Raw genomic sequence first — 15238 nt, forward strand, 5'->3', positions numbered from 1 at the left:
GATTACTACGAACTCATCAAAATTAATGTGACAAACGAAGGGGAAGGGATAGAACTTTTCTTTTTCCCCTAACTTCTACCTACAGATGGGAAAAAATATAGGCAAATACTGATAATTATCAGGTACAAAGGTAGCTTTTCTGAAAATCAGTGATTTACTTGTGTGCTTTGGCTTTAAAATTTGGATATGAATTTTGACGCTTAAACGCAACGTAAATCCCTAGAGCATCTCCATGCACAACCAATTATTCAACACCAACATTGATAATTCTCACGTTTTATTAACTCCGAACGAAGTAAAATTAAAACTACCTTTGACTCCCTCTGCTGAACACACAGTTTTAAAATATAGACAAGAATTAGAACAAATTCTAGATTTTCAAGACAGCAGAAAATTCGTTGTAGTTGGTCCCTGTTCCATTCACGATCCAAAAGCAGCACTGGAATATTCAGAGAAACTGAGTATTTTATCTGAGAAAGTCAAGGATAAAATGCTGTTGATTATGCGGGTGTATTTTGAAAAACCAAGAACAACTGTAGGTTGGAAAGGACTAATTAATGATCCTGAGATGGATGATTCTTTCCATGTGGAAAATGGTTTATTGATTGCTCGGAGTCTGCTTTTGCAAATTGCCGAGTTGGGATTACCTGCTGGTACAGAAGCTCTTGATCCAATAATACCACAATACATTAGTGAATTGATTGCGTGGTCTGCCATTGGCGCACGCACAACTGAATCACAAACGCATCGGGAAATGTCCAGTGGGCTTTCGATGCCGGTAGGTTTTAAAAACGGTACTGATGGTAATATTCAAGTAGCTTTAAATGCCTTGCAATCAGCGAGAAACCCACACAATTTTCTGGGAATTAATCAAGACGGACAAGTGAGCGTATTTCAAACTAAAGGTAATGCTTACGGGCATGTAATTTTACGAGGTGGTAATCAACCTAATTATGATGCAGCAAATGTGCAACAGGTAGAAGAGAAATTAAAAGCAGCAAAGTTATCACCAAGAATAGTTATTGACTGTAGCCACGGCAATACAAATAAAGATTACAAGTTACAATCGGCTGTGTTTGCAGATGTAATTCAACAAATAGTTGATGGTAATACATCAATCGTCGGGATGATGCTGGAATCTAATTTATATGAAGGTAGTCAATCGATTAATTGTCGGCGAGAGGAATTGCAATATGGTGTTTCTGTGACAGATAAATGTATTGGCTGGGAGGAAACAGAAAGAGTTATCCTAGCAGCTTATGCGAAACTCAAATAGTGATCATATTTGATTTGTAAAAATCGCCATGCTCAGATCCCCGACTTATTAGACCTCTTGCAAAAGTCAAAAAATCAGGAATGTCATTCTGAACGGAACGCAGTGGAGAGAAGAATCTCACCAGATGTTTTGCTCTGCTCAACATGACAATTTAAGCATTTATGCAAGAGGTATATTGAAGAAGTCGGGTATCTTATTGAAAATTACAAAATTGTGCCGATTTCTTTCAAGCCCACCAACAAAAACATAAGCATTTCTCAACAAGCGTGAGATACATCGGTAAGGGCATGGCAGTGCCATGCCCCTACACAGCGTGATATATTTTTGTACTTCATTTGAATGGGAAGCGCTATAAGCATTTGAGGTAATGGTGGGCATTGCCCACCCTACTTATTGAAAATTACAAAATTGTGCCGATTTCTTTCAAGTAAACCCGGTTAAATGGTTCGTCTTGACCTAATGTGTAGTCTTCAATTAAGCCCTTACGTCTAATAGAGATATCGTCTCCTTTCTTAATCACTACTGTAGAGCCATCAAGGACATCCCGCATCAACATCATTTCAGTTGCGGTGGGATTATCCAGAACTACCATGTTACTACCTTGGTAAAACATCCCATCTGCTTCTAGGACATCTTCTCGGTAGGCAGCAATTAGTAAGTCAAGCTTGGGATTTCTGAGTAAATTTTGGACATTACTGTTGTAGTCTTGGTTGAATTTTTTTTCGGAACGGTTGACTAAAACAGCATCACGACAAACAGCGCCAATAGTCCATTCTGGATGTTGTAAAAGAATGTGGTCAATGGTTTTTTGCAGTTCGGTAACTGAAATTTTGTTAAAGGTAATAATTGGTATTCTGGCATCTGTTGACGACGCAAAAAAGTTTGCCAAGATATGGGAAGGTACATCAACACTTTCACCGACACTAGGGTTAAGATGCATCAAAACACCCGGTGCAGCGTTTATTTCTAAAATGGCAAGGTTCCCTGACTTCCAAGATTCAGAAAGATTTTTGGCAATGACATCAATGCCAAGACAAGTGAGTTGGAAGTATTGGGCTATGTCTTGAGCTAGGATAATGTTGTCATGATGAACTGTATGGGTTGCATTAATACTCATACCTCCTGCTGAGAGATTGGCGACTTTGCGGAGATAAATAGTATGGTCTTTCTCAATCACACTATCTAAGGACAAGTTTTGCGCTTCTAGATACAGTTCCATCGCTTCGTCAAGCTGAATTTTACCCATTGGCGAGGTGGGTGAATCAAGTCGCGTGGGTTTGCGGTTTTCATGCAGAATTAACTCTTTAATTGTTGAGTTTCCATCACCGACTACTGATGCGGGACGGCGTTCGGTGGCGGCGACAAATTTGCCATTGACACACAGCAAGCGAAAATCTGCTCCTGAGATACTTTTTTCTACAATTATCCGCGTTGGTTGTGCTTCTGGAATCGCTGCTAATGCTCTACCATAAGCAGTTTCTAGCTCGTGGGCGTCTTGAACATTAGCGGTGACGCCAATTCCTTTGTGACCAACCACAGGCTTAATTGCTACTGGATAGCCAATTTCTTTGGCTACCGCTAGGGCTTCTTTTTTGGAGATGACGATCGCACCTTTGGGGACGGGAAAACCGAGGGTTTGTAAAAATGCTTTGCAGTCATCTTTACGGGTGGTGAAATCTGAATCTAAATGGCTATCACAGTTAAATGTTGTGGCTACACCACGCACTTGTTTTTTTCCATAGCCATATTGCATCAATCCTTCTTCCCATAAATAGAAAGCTGGAATTCCTTGTGCTTCGGCTGTTCGCAATAAGGCGTAAACCGTGGGGCCACCGTAGACAGATTTCCGAAATCCGTTCTGTAGGCTGACAAGTTGTTCATCCAAGAGGAAGTTTTCGCGTTGATTAATGGCTTCAAACCAGTCCCAAATGAAGTAGACTGTGGCTCTGGTTGTGCGTTCATGCAGTGATTGGATGCTGATTCGCATGTAATTGGGATATGGCTGGACGTTCCAATGGTGGAGGTGCAAGCCCATATCTAATTTGACTACTTCTGATACAGTGCGGGCGAAGAGATGGGCGTAAGATTCGTATGTTTGGTTGGCTAAATGGGGGTAGCGATCGCCAATAATAGAAACATAATCTTCTATGGGTAGCGGCTCTCTAGACTCAGTTAGCGCCAAATGGAATACTAGCGCCCCTGTATCTAGACAGGGATTGGGCCCAAAATAATACTTGAAATTGAAAAGGTCAAACACATCAGTTTTTCTAGCATTGATGCGGACGACATCGGTGCTTGTTTGTGGAGGCATAGGTATTGGGGAATTGGATATGAGGGGGATGAGGGAGATGAGGGAGATGAGGAAGAAGAGGGAGTGTGGGGAGATTATAAAAAAGCTTCCCACTATTCCCCCTTCATCCCACCTTCCAAATGACCCTTGACCCTTGACTCTTCACAAATGACTAATGACAAACTGTCTTTGACTTGATCAGTTTTAGACTAGCCCTATTGCTAGGCATTTTCAGCTATCTCAAGGCATAATTTAATCCCATGAGATGACCGTTCATTGGTAAGTACAAAGTCATGACAGTCTGATAAAGCAGAAAATATATAACCTTTGAAAGGTGCAATCTATCGTCCAAATATTGATCAATAAGGATAAGGTATTAAGGAGACAGTGAAGTTATGAATACCACACAAACTTCTCTAAGAGATGAGGTTAGACAACTAGCAGAGGAAGCTTTTCACCGCAAGCTAATCTCCGGTCATGGAGACGGTGCAGACCAGAAAGAGTTTCAAATTGTCTATCAAGGTAAACCGAGGCATCTTCCACTAGAACAAGCGCGTTTTTTCTTAATTAATCTGCTTTATCGGAGTCGGATTCATTAACCATTTTCAGTAAAAAATACCGCTAGAGATATTTTCCACAAAACAAGTAAGCCAAAAGTTTGAGTGGTAAAAGCTACTGTTTATCACTTTAGGAGGAAGCAAAGTTTACAGCGGTGCATTTATTTCATCGTAAATTGGGTGCATTATTTAATCATGGGCGATCGCACAATCCATTCTCACTTTAACTAATCACTCTTTAAAGCGCATCGTGCCAACTTCACATAAGTCTTCACCGTTTCATAAGGCATCTCTAAATCTTCTGCCACCACCTGCAATGACTCACCCATTCCGCGCCTTGCTAAGATTGTCGCCCATTTTGAGGCTATTTCACCTACGCGATCGCCACTCAATGTGACCTCATCGTGCAAGACGTGTACAACTTGGTGAATATAATTAAGCAATGCTTCCCCGCTTCCGCGCTTCTTTGTAAGAAGTGCCGACATTTCTGATTCCGGCTTTAATCATTTGTTTTTCCAGTAGGGCGAAGAAGCGGGCTTTATCGCCACCGCGGACTACTGCTTGATTATGTGCTTCAGCGATCGCTACTGGATAGCCACATCCTTTCTGCACCTGTGCTAACATCAATCCTAATGACAGGTCAAACATAGATGCATCTTCTGCTACCCACGCGGGAATTTCTATCCGGGCAATTTCGGTGCCGACGTGGACATAGCAAAAGTAAATTGTTTGGTCTTCATATAGTTCCAGAATCCTAGCATTACTCCGCCATAAGGGGCCGCGTTGTCCTGGTTTGAGTTGGGTTGCCCAAAGGGAAGTATCTCGCAGGGGTTCAAAAATTTTACAAGGTACTTTTTCTAACTGATTGGGGCAATAACTCTGACAGTCTGGTACTGGATGGGGACAAGCCAAAAGGCGTAAAAAATTCATGCCTTCGACGTTGCGAGAGGCGCTGAGATATCCCATCAGCGGGATTTTAGCATCACGCATCTGCTGCCAAGCTTCCAGGATTGGCGGTAAAATGCGATCGCGTGCATCCATTGGCAACTGTTCCAAAAACCAGTAAATTAATGAACCATCCACCATTGCTAGGATAGGTATTTCTGGTTTTGAGTTGCCGGCAAGGTGTAAATTTTCCCTCTCCTCTTGCACTGCACACGCAAGTTCTGCTAAGACTGTTGCTTCACTAGCAGTCCGGCGATAACCCATCCATTCCTCAGTTCTAATGCCCCACTGTCGAGATGCATATAAATCTTCTGGGCGATAAAATACTTCTGGCAAACTATCTAGCAATGGGTGACGATTTTGCCCGTAGTGCAACACTACTCTACCCATATTTAAGAGATAGCAGTAAGCGATTTCGTGGTGGTTGGGGGCAATTTGGGAACCGTCAGTAGCAACGACAGTATGAATTTTTGGGGGAACGGGGATATCAATACAAGTTTCTAGCGGCTCAATCGGGGTAGCATTAGCAAAGAGAATGCGATCGCGCCATTTTTCTTGACGTTCAACTAAATCTTGTTGGCATTTATAGGCATTTTTTAAATGTTGTTGCGCCAATTCCAAACGCTGGCGACTAGCAACAGCTTCTGAGGTCAGATGTTGGCTTAAACCCTGCATTTGTCGCGCTAATTTTGTTAAGTCCAGCATAGGATTTTAGATAAAAATATTAACGTGAATTTAATATAGGAATCCGATTTGATTATTGAAAAAATCTTAGTATCTGTAGGGTGGGCAATGCCTAGGGTGTTGACTTTGATGGAATTTCACGGTTTTTGTTCATACAACTTTTGTGTCATTGCGAGCGAAGCGAAGCAATCGCAAAGACTGGGATTGCTTCGTCGTTCCTCCTCTCTGCGAGACGCTGCGCGAACGCAATGACTACACAAATTTTGCATGAATTTTTATCATCTAAAAAGGCACAGAGTCAACAGCCTAGGCAATGCCCACCAAAACCATGATACGGTGGGCATTGCCCACCCTACTACGTGTATTTCAAAAATGTGACATTTACATGGGCGATCGCCCTTTAACATTGCATTATATTAAACGATAATTGCAAATATCGGTGTTGATATTTCACGCAAATACACAAAGGTATTTAGCATACTCTTATGTATTTGCGTGAAATCATCCTCTTTTTCAATACCAAGCAGAGAAGTCTTTGGCAAACTGAGAAAGTGATAATAACTGAATTTGTGGGTCTTTTTTGGCAGTTTCCCTTTCTGATTGGGTATTATAGCCCCAATCTGCTAAAAACAGTTTCACATCGTTCAGATCTGGCTGCTTTTGGACTAACTGCAATGTTTTCAGTCTATCTTCAACAAACCATAGACTAACTGGCTGGAAGTCAGCTTTTTGCTTTAACTCGCGCAGAATTTCATATTTGGGACGCTTTTCTTCTTTCCCAAAAATGGCTGTTGGGGGTAAATCAACTCCTTCTTGTTGCAACAACTGCTGCACAAAACGCCCTTCTTTAGTAGTGACAATGTACAGCTTGACTGCACTAGCAAGAGTCACTTTGATTTTTTCCACTACGCCCGGATAAAATCTATGCAGACTTAGCCAACCTGCTAAATCTGTCGCAATCCATTCATCTCTAATATTGTCTAGTTTTGCACCAATTTCTCTAGCTTGTAGCTTATGGTCTAACAAAATTTGTGGGGTAATAGTCGCCCATTGTTGCAAAATCTTTTCATCAGCAATTCCATCTACTAACGCTTTAATTAAAACGGGCATTTCCCAGCCAGTTTCAATTACAGGTCTGAGGCGATAGAATCTTAAAGCTAAATCATCGGCTGGTGTGTCTTTAGCCGACGACCAAATTTGACAGTAGGTACGCCACGCTACCTCAAAATATTCAATTAGTCCATCGCAAATCACGCCATCAAAGTCTAGGGCTAAAATTGTGGGATTACTTGCGGTCATTGGTTTGGGGATGAAAACTGCTTTTGTTAGCTTACCTGATCAGGAGTGATTTTTTTGTATCAAAGGTGGCTTCCTAATCTAGGCTAGCTTGAGTTTTTAGCTTTACCTGAACAGTAACAATAAATAAATATAGGATTAGTATTTGATTTTTGAAATACAACTAGATACGGCTATGCCTTACAAAATCAGGAATATAGTTGCATTCCCAGCAATAAATACTAGTCTAATTAATGCTTTGCAGCACGCACTAATGCAAGTCAAAGTAGATAAGTATCTCTGACGCTAGAAGTCATTAATCAACCCGTCAATTAATCTGTATCCAGAGACATATAACTATTAGTTTAATCCTCAAATTATCTCTAGAGAAAGAACACACTATGTCTTTTATTTTATAGATTGGTGTTAGTAAATATATAGTCTTGAGATTGTCAAATAATTATGAAAGATGAACAGGAAAATGAAATTCGTCAACCAGTAAGTGAAGACTGGCACTCCCAAGACGAACCAAATGTGAAAGAAAGACACCTAACAGCAAATCCTGGTGATAGAATTGCCGATCATCCTCAATCAATTGAGGAGAAGGCGAAACAAGTCGCTGTAGATGTCCCCGATATTACTGGAGACTGGATTAAAGTTCCGACATATTTCATCGTCGAATATCCAAATGGAGAGAAAAAAGCCCTCCACCATGTTAAAGATGCTGAAGAAATTTCCGACGTAATTAGACAAGCAAGAATGGACGAGAACGGAAATCGGATTTGGTGGTAGCGAATTGTAGGGCAAACTATTGTTTGCCTCTACAGACAATCTTGTGGAAATTTCCTTGATTGAACCATGTTGCGTTGATCGGCGGTTCATTTTATCTACTACTTGACATCATACCCAAACAAATTTGGATTAACTTCTCCAAGCTGCAAATCTGCTAAACCGTATTCTACCCATCGCCTATCAACCATCGCTGCCACATCGGGATCTGACTCTAAAGGTAAACCCCATTCGTGATCTGTTTCTGGGGGAATTTTCGTAGTTGCATCAATTCCCATCCGTCCACCTAAACCTATTTTTTCACTAGCAAAATCTAAAGTATCAAAGGGCGTATTTGGTAATATAAATACATCTCGTGTGGGGTCAACTTTGGAACTAATCGCCCACACCACTTGACGCGGATCACGAATATTTATATCTTTATCTACAACAATCACAAACTTAGTGTAGGTGAATTGTGGTAAGGCACTCCAAAAAGCTAAAGCAGCCCGTCGCGCCTGTCCGGGATATGCTTTATCAATGGAAATAATAGCTGCTTTGTAACTCAAAGCTTCCATTGGTAGGAAGAAATCGACAATTTCTGATACTTGTTGCCGGAGAATAGGGGTATAGATCCGATTGAGTGCGATCGCCATCATCGCTTCTTCTTTGGGTGGACGACCGCTAAATGTTGTTAAATAAATCGGATCTTTGCGGTGTGTCATACACTCAAAGCGAATCAAGGGGGAATCTTCCACGCCGCCGTAATAACCCATGTGGTCCCCAAAAGGCCCATCTGGTAGCACTTCTCCTGGTGTAATTGTCCCTTCTAAAACAAATTCTGAATCGGCGGGAACTTCCAAATCTACGGTTTTGCACTTTGCTAAACTCACACCTGAACCGCCGTAAAGCCCAGCAAACAGCCATTCTGATAAATCTACAGGTATGGGCGTTGCAGCTGCCATAATAATTAGTGGGTCTACACCAAGTGCGATCGCTACTTCTAATTTTTGACCACGTTCGGCTGCTTTCCGTAAATGTCTCGCCCCACCCCGCACTGACAACCAGTGGACTGTCATGGTATTTTGAGATTGCAGCTGCAAGCGATACACACCTACATTCGGCGTACCAGTCTCACAATCCTTAGTAATTACCAATCCTAAGGTAATAATCTTGCCAGCATCACCGATATAAGGACGTATCAAGGGTAACTTATGCAAGTCTAATTCATCCCCTTGAATCACCACTTGTTGACAAGCAGGGAAAAAGTCACGTCCTGGTTTCGCTTTCAGAACATCAAACAGGACTTTACCAAAATCTATCGCCTGGGAAATCTTCTTTGGTGGTTTAGGTTGTTGCAGCATACTCAGCTTTTTACCCAGCGTCTCCAACTCTTCTGGATGCTGCATATTCATTGCCCAGCATATCCTTTCCACGGTTCCCATCAAATTCACCGCTACGGGGAAGGATGCACCCTTGACATTTTCAAATAACAAACCCGGCCCACCTTTTTGCAGCATCCGGTTGGAAATTTCCGCAATTTCTAACTCAGGGTCAACTAAAGCTGAAATCCGCTGTAATTGTCCTCTTTCTTCCAGAAGCTTGATGAATCCCCGTAAGTCTCTTGCCATTTTTTTAATAAAGCCGAATAGTTAAGAACTGTGAAGTGCTTTCTTATATTATTAGCTATTTGTCGTTGGTCCTTGAAGAAGGCAATAGGCAACTTGTACTGAGCGGAGCCGAAGTATAGGCAATAGGAAAGAATTATTCTCCCACTTCGCTACTGCGGTTATACAGCGGATTTCAAGTTGCTGAAGTACACAGCCATGATCTCAAAGACTTTTTTACTCCTAAATTCCGCCTGCTGACTCCTGAATTCCGCCGTATTTAACAGCAAATTAATCTCATGCTTGGCTTTTCTTAACCATTTTGCACCAGTGATTTGGTTATCTTAACTAGGGATAAAGCATTATTTTTTACAAATAAGCGCTAATCTGATCAAACATGGCCAGAATATACGACATTGACCTGGCAGGCGGTTTTATTATGTAGCCCCTGCTGGGTTTATCTATTTATGCTTGAGAACGGCGCTAGTTCTGGTGTCAAGACAGGTGAGCAGCGATCGCCCAACCCATAAGCATAAGTCAGTCGCATCTATACTAAACTAATCTGTGATACCGTTTCTTTGTGAAGCTGCATATAATTCACCCCCCGGCTATCGCCGTCCCCCCTTACCAAGGCTACGGTGTACACACAAGTCGTGAAATTACCCCTAGTATTTGGTTTCCTCATCTAGCTTTTGGTCGCGCGATCGCTCTAGAAGCCTGTCATTGCGAGGAGGAACGACGAAGCAATCGCAAAAACCACGGGACTATGCGATTACTTCGCTCCGCTCGTAATGACAATTTAAGGGGTCTATAATGCCTGAAACCCTTTCAGATAGTACTTGTGTGTACACCGTAGCTTACCAAGGGGGGACTACAGGGGGGTATTATTATGTGCATCTTCATACAAAATAGGTATGAGGCATATATTTTTAGTATGTCAGAGCTTAATTACATATCATTCATGAACAACAAAATTCCCAATTTTTTAGAGAATTTGTCAATCTAAATCTGGCAATTCTTACACTAAAACTTATACTTTTAAATAATTAAAATTTTTCTCCTAATTAATTTAGGCATTTTTACACTCGTTGAAATAGGAGTTTTGCTAAGAGCATGATATCAAATATCATTCAAATCAAGGGTAATACTTTCGATAGCGCCGACAGCATGGCTTGTAGTCGGGATTAATAACTCAAATTTAGCTCCTGGTAAATAGGATATTGTTTCAATTAATAGCAGTTGCATAAACAACGGTGAGTATGAGACTATTGGAAAGGTTTTGGTCAAAAAGGCTTGTGTATTGACCGAATATTTGAAAGAATGGCTTACAGAGTCATCAGTGGTGCTGAATTGTGAATTTTGAGTCCTGAATCCTGAGTCTTGAGTTCTCACTGGAGTAAGGAGGTTATATGGCCGGTTGAAAGTTTGTCTTTCTCCCGCCTCAAGTGCCCTATTCCTGATGAATTCAGCTTTACAAGACGATTCCAGTGCCTATTCCCACACCACAATGAAATACCAGGTATTAGATCGGATTTTTAATAAATCTTCATTTCCACGCAAATTTGAACGCCTGGAACTAGATGAGCATCTTCGCATTGTAGAGCTATCTGAGCAAGTGCAAAGGTTTGCCGATCGCCCTGAAGAAGTGGTGCTACTTAAAGATATTCGCCTCAGTTTTCCTGAATTTATCGGTTTGGAAGATATTTTAAAAGATATTCTGCAAGGAGAACAGGAACTTTTTGAGTTAGAAGGGATTGGACGATGTTCCGAGAATCAAGCCGATGTCTATATGAATATATATATCATTGGCGAACAACGAGAAATCAAATCAGAAAGCAGATTAATTATCCTCATTGAGGATATAACCGAAACGATGGCTTTAAAACAAAAGTTAGCACAGAGAGCTAATGAAGCCAATCTGTTATCAAATGCCTTAATGGCATACAAAAATTACATGGATCAAGTGATCACTACAATGGCAGATGCCTTGTTGGTGACAAGTAATGCCGGAAAGATAAAAAAAGCTAATTTTGCAGCCCAGAAATTATTTGGTTTTAGTGAAACAGAATTAATTGGTCAGTCAATATCATTAATAATTGACGATCATCAATTAGTCCAAAATGCTGTTCGACAAAATATATTATTTCAGCATTACTTCCAGAATATAGAGGTTGTTTGCCGCAACAAAAGGCAGGACAAGCTATTAATTGCTTTTTCTTGTTCAGTTATTCACAGAAAGATAGAAGGCTTAGAGGATATTGTCTATATTGGACGAGATATTACTACTCGCCAACGCCGAGAACAGAGGATTTGTGCCCAGTATGCGATTACCCAAATTTTATCAGAGTCACAAAGTATTAAGCAGGCAATGCCGAAAATTTTGCAGGCAATTTGTCAAACTCTGGGATGGGATTTAGGTGAATTATGGACACCAACTGAATATATCACCAGACGAGTGCAGCAAGATAGTAGCAACGCAGTCCTGAGGTGTGTAGAAATTTGGTCAAGTCGAGTAGTTTCTGTGCGGGAGTTTAAAGCAATCACTTGGCAGACTACTTATAACTCTGGCGTCGGCTTACCTGGGAAGATTTGGGTAAGACGATCGCCCTGTTGGATTAAGGATATAGCGGATGATCATGACTTGCAGCGATCGCAACCAGCCGCAACCGCTGGATTACACGCTGCCTTTGGCTTTCCTATTCTCGACGAAAGTAAAATTTTGGGTGTCATGACTTTCTTCAGTCGAGAAGCACAACCTAAAGATGTAGAACTACTGCAAATGATGGTGTCTGTGGGTAGTCAAATCTCCCATTTCATCAAACGTAAACAGGCAGAAGCAGCTTTAATAGAAAGTGAGGAACAATATCGAGATTTATTGGAGAATGCTAATGACTTGATTCAATCTGTTAATGTTTATGGTCGGTTTTTATATGTTAATGATGCATGGCGAAATACCTTGAAATATAGCGAAGCTGAAATTGCTAATATGAACGTTTTTGAAATCATCCACTCTGATTTTAAAACACAGAGTCGGCAACAATTTTATCGCGCTATGTTAGGGGAAAAGCTAGAACAACTGCAAACTGCATTCATTACTAAAGATGGTCAAACAATCTACCTAGAAGGGAATATTAACTGCAAATTTGTCGAAGGTAAGCCAGTGGCAACTCGCGGTATTTTCCGCAACATTACCCGGCGATTGGCAGCGGAAACAGCACTACGCCAACAACAGGAACAGACGGAACACTTAACACAGAATATCTTACCAAGCGACCTGCAACAACAACCAGAAAGTATTACAGGAGATTTGAGAGAGGTGACAGTTTTAGTTGCAGATATTGTTGGCTTGACTGAAATGGCTGCTGATGTGAGTGCCATGCAACTGGTAAATGTACTCAACTCAATTTTTGCCGCTTTTGATCGCCTGATGGCAAAATATAGCTTAGAGAAAATCAAGACAGTTGGCGATGCTTATATAGTAATGGGTAGTCATGCCCCAGCGATCGCCCAAATGGCCATAGATATGCAAACAGCGATCGCTATATTGAATGTCGAAAATCGCCAATCACTCAACATCCGCATCGGTATTCATAGTAGCCTTGTAGTTGCAATTAGTCTAGAAAAATTCACCCACGACACCTGGGGAGATACAATCAATATTGCGAGCATTATGCAATCCCAAGGTTTTACTGGCAAAATTCAAGTTACAGCAGAGACATATCAACGGCTACGTCACAAATTTGTGTTAGAAAAATGCGGTGAAATTGCCGTCAAAGGTGAAGGAAAGATGACGACTTATCTGTTGATTGGAAGAAAGTAATAAACTCTGATTGTGAAGCACTAAATTTTGCCAGTGCTAACTTAAAAATGAGAGTAAACTATGGATGCTCAATTAAGCAGCACTGAAATTAATCTCGCACGGGAAGTTTTGCAAGATTATGCCCCTGCACAGCACGCCCTAAACGTTCTCGAAAAACACAATGGCAATTGTGACACTTCTGTTGATGAACTTTGGGTAGATCAGCATGGCGTGGTAGTCGAGCCAGAAGGTAAATCTCTTTGGCAAACAACTTTAAAAGTATTGCGTCAGGAAGTCTGTGGTGATGATGGCTTTCGCGGACAAATTCAAGAATACACTAAAAACCCAGGCAGTACACCTTTATTGACAGGATTGATAGTTTCCCTTGTAGGTGTAGCAACCGCCCACGGCTTGCCTCTTGATCCAGCGATCGCTACCGTTGTTGTATTATATATCCTCAAAATCGGACTCAATATTTTTTGCGAATACACCGAACCAGCTAGCAATTAAAACGCCAAGCCCGTAGGGGCGGGTTTTCCCCCATTGGTGTCAACTTAACGCGAAACTCATAGCCCGCCTCAGAATGAATTCTGAGTCTCATAGCAAAAGTCATCTCAAGATGACTAAAAATTATCACTTATCCCCAGTTTACTTTAGTAAACTTTGCCTATTAGTAGGTAAGCCTTGCAATAAGCCGTCTGTGGCTTAAGTTGACACCAATGGTTTTCCCCGCCCTCGCTTGTGTTGCATCCGACTGAGAACCGCTATATAACTACCAAAATTAATGCGATAGACTACTTACTGCCCGTAAAAATAGGGGCACGGCACTAGTAAAATCGTCTGCTTGTCTAAAATAATTTAGGATGCCGTGCCCCTACTTCGCTATTTCCTCATGGGCGTACCACAAGGATAAGTAGCTACTCCTTGAGAAGCAGTTTCAGCTACAGATGACTGTGCTTTAGCTGCTAAATAGTCTTTCTGTAATGTCGCCAAAATTGCTTCTCGCTTGTCATATATTCGCTTCAACGTGCGAGGCTGACACTGATTGAGAACATATGCCGTGACTAAAGGTAGCGCTATTGTGCTATCGGTGTAACAAACAATGGTGCTGGGTAATTCTTCTGGGTCAATCTTACCCCAACTCACAGCTTCTGAGGGTGTTGCCCCAGATAAACCACCGGTATCAGGACGCGCATCGGTAAACTGGACAAAGTAGTCGTGTCCCCGTTCTTCTAAGCCTAATACTTCGTGGATTTGCGGTTGAGTCTGTAGCAAAAAGTTTTTCGGACTACCGCCACCGATAATTACTGCCGCACTTTTCCCTTCTCCTTCTCGGGCATTGTAGGCGATCGCTGCAGTCTCATTCACATCAATTGAAGGATCTAACACTAATTGAGAACCTTCCAACGCTAAAGCTGCTACGTTCATGCCAATAGAACTATCACCAGGTGATGACGTATAAATCGGTACGCCATACTCATAGGCTGTAGCCAGCAAACAAGAATGCTTGACTCCTAATTGCTTTTCCACTTCCCGGACATACTTACCTAGCAGATGGTGAAATTCAGCGGTACCCATCCGTTTCTGGAAGGGTTCGGCTTGGAGAATCTTGCGGATAAAAGCATCTGTCTCTAACAGCACATCGTAGCCGAAAATGATGTCATAAATGCGGATAGTGCCTTCCTCACGCAGCTTGACATCATCCAAAAACGGACTACCAGCAAACAATTCAAAACCTAAGCCATAGTGCATATCGTGGTAAAGATTCGCACCAGTGCTAATCATCCAGTCAATAAAACCGTTGCGAATCAAGGGTGCAAGTGCAGAAACCCCAAATCCGGCTGGTGTCATCGCGCCGGAAAGACTCACACCCACCGTCACATCACCCTGAAACACATCACGACTCAGCAGTTGGCAGATTTCCCGCAATCGTGCCGAGTTGTAAGCGGTGAAGTAATTATCAATCAAATCCACCACACCGATATCAGTTGACAAAGGTACTGGTGCGATTTTTTGACCCCGCTGTTTTGACATTGT

At 41.7% G+C, this 15238-nt stretch carries 10 protein-coding genes and 1 pseudogene; 5 read left to right on the forward strand and 6 right to left on the reverse strand.

Annotated elements, in window-relative coordinates; genetic code table 11:
* The first annotated feature begins 232 nt into the window (after window positions 1-232).
* Window positions 233-1276, forward strand: coding sequence for a 3-deoxy-7-phosphoheptulonate synthase (locus CAL7507_RS25015; protein WP_015131274.1), 1044 nt, complete (start codon window positions 233-235; stop codon window positions 1274-1276).
* 400 nt (window positions 1277-1676) lie between these two features.
* On the opposite strand, the gene CAL7507_RS25020 is transcribed toward CAL7507_RS25015, so the two are convergent.
* Window positions 1677-3587: an acetate--CoA ligase family protein gene (locus CAL7507_RS25020; RefSeq protein WP_015131275.1), complete on the reverse strand. Its 1911-nt coding sequence runs from the start codon at window positions 3585-3587 to the stop codon at window positions 1677-1679.
* Between the two features lie 374 nt (window positions 3588-3961).
* Between CAL7507_RS25020 and CAL7507_RS25025 the strand changes: the two genes are divergently transcribed.
* A complete protein-coding gene (locus tag CAL7507_RS25025) occupies window positions 3962-4165 on the forward strand; it encodes a hypothetical protein (protein WP_015131276.1) in 204 nt (67 codons plus the stop codon).
* 185 nt (window positions 4166-4350) lie between these two features.
* Here CAL7507_RS25025 and CAL7507_RS25030 read toward each other — a convergent pair.
* The 3 genes and pseudogenes from CAL7507_RS25030 to CAL7507_RS25040 all read right to left on the reverse strand — a co-directional run.
* Window positions 4351-4509 (reverse strand): annotated as a pseudogene (locus CAL7507_RS25030) (CRISPR-associated endoribonuclease Cas6); the annotation flags it as partial.
* A gap of 49 nt (window positions 4510-4558) precedes the next feature.
* Window positions 4559-5773 carry a DNA double-strand break repair nuclease NurA gene (locus CAL7507_RS25035; RefSeq protein ID WP_015131277.1) on the reverse strand — a complete coding sequence of 405 codons (1215 nt, stop codon included), beginning with the start codon at window positions 5771-5773 and terminating at the stop codon, window positions 4559-4561.
* A gap of 492 nt (window positions 5774-6265) precedes the next feature.
* A complete protein-coding gene (locus CAL7507_RS25040) occupies window positions 6266-7051 on the reverse strand; it encodes an HAD family hydrolase (RefSeq protein ID WP_015131278.1) in 786 nt (261 codons plus the stop codon).
* Window positions 7052-7489: 438 nt separating this feature from the next.
* Between CAL7507_RS25040 and CAL7507_RS25045 the strand changes: the two genes are divergently transcribed.
* The gene (locus tag CAL7507_RS25045; protein ID WP_015131279.1) at window positions 7490-7819 is read left to right on the forward strand and encodes a hypothetical protein; all 330 of its coding nucleotides are present in this window, start codon (window positions 7490-7492) and stop codon (window positions 7817-7819) included.
* A gap of 98 nt (window positions 7820-7917) precedes the next feature.
* On the opposite strand, the gene CAL7507_RS25050 is transcribed toward CAL7507_RS25045, so the two are convergent.
* Window positions 7918-9426: a UbiD family decarboxylase gene (locus CAL7507_RS25050; RefSeq protein WP_015131280.1), complete on the reverse strand. Its 1509-nt coding sequence runs from the start codon at window positions 9424-9426 to the stop codon at window positions 7918-7920.
* Window positions 9427-10861: 1435 nt separating this feature from the next.
* On the opposite strand from CAL7507_RS25050, the gene CAL7507_RS25055 reads away from it, so the two are divergent.
* Window positions 10862-13222: an adenylate/guanylate cyclase domain-containing protein gene (locus CAL7507_RS25055; protein ID WP_015131282.1), complete on the forward strand. Its 2361-nt coding sequence runs from the start codon at window positions 10862-10864 to the stop codon at window positions 13220-13222.
* Between the two features lie 60 nt (window positions 13223-13282).
* Window positions 13283-13711 carry a hypothetical protein gene (locus CAL7507_RS25060; protein WP_015131283.1) on the forward strand — a complete coding sequence of 143 codons (429 nt, stop codon included), beginning with the start codon at window positions 13283-13285 and terminating at the stop codon, window positions 13709-13711.
* A gap of 372 nt (window positions 13712-14083) precedes the next feature.
* Here CAL7507_RS25060 and speY read toward each other — a convergent pair whose 3' ends face one another.
* On the reverse strand, window positions 14084-15235 hold the full coding sequence (speY, locus tag CAL7507_RS25065; RefSeq protein ID WP_015131284.1) for a deoxyhypusine synthase: 1152 nt from the start codon (window positions 15233-15235) through the stop codon (window positions 14084-14086).
* Between the last annotated feature and the right edge of the window lie 3 nt (window positions 15236-15238).

The organism is Calothrix sp. PCC 7507 (genome assembly GCF_000316575.1).
Lineage (GTDB): Bacteria > Cyanobacteriota > Cyanobacteriia > Cyanobacteriales > Nostocaceae > Fortiea.

What these genes read in the sequence shown, in the direction of transcription:
- CAL7507_RS25045 (WP_015131279.1), top strand. Translation starts at nt 7,490, where the DNA reads ATGAAAGATGAACAGGAAAATGAAATTCGTCAACCAGTAAGTGAAGAC.
- CAL7507_RS25055 (WP_015131282.1), top strand. Translation starts at nt 10,862, where the DNA reads ATGAATTCAGCTTTACAAGACGATTCCAGTGCCTATTCCCACACCACA.
- CAL7507_RS25050 (WP_015131280.1), bottom strand. Translation starts at nt 9,426, where the DNA reads ATGGCAAGAGACTTACGGGGATTCATCAAGCTTCTGGAAGAAAGAGGA.
- CAL7507_RS25025 (WP_015131276.1), top strand. Translation starts at nt 3,962, where the DNA reads ATGAATACCACACAAACTTCTCTAAGAGATGAGGTTAGACAACTAGCA.
- CAL7507_RS25020 (WP_015131275.1), bottom strand. Translation starts at nt 3,587, where the DNA reads ATGCCTCCACAAACAAGCACCGATGTCGTCCGCATCAATGCTAGAAAA.
- CAL7507_RS25060 (WP_015131283.1), top strand. Translation starts at nt 13,283, where the DNA reads ATGGATGCTCAATTAAGCAGCACTGAAATTAATCTCGCACGGGAAGTT.
- CAL7507_RS25015 (WP_015131274.1), top strand. Translation starts at nt 233, where the DNA reads ATGCACAACCAATTATTCAACACCAACATTGATAATTCTCACGTTTTA.
- speY (WP_015131284.1), bottom strand. Translation starts at nt 15,235, where the DNA reads ATGTCAAAACAGCGGGGTCAAAAAATCGCACCAGTACCTTTGTCAACT.
- CAL7507_RS25040 (WP_015131278.1), bottom strand. Translation starts at nt 7,051, where the DNA reads ATGACCGCAAGTAATCCCACAATTTTAGCCCTAGACTTTGATGGCGTG.
- CAL7507_RS25035 (WP_015131277.1), bottom strand. Translation starts at nt 5,773, where the DNA reads ATGCTGGACTTAACAAAATTAGCGCGACAAATGCAGGGTTTAAGCCAA.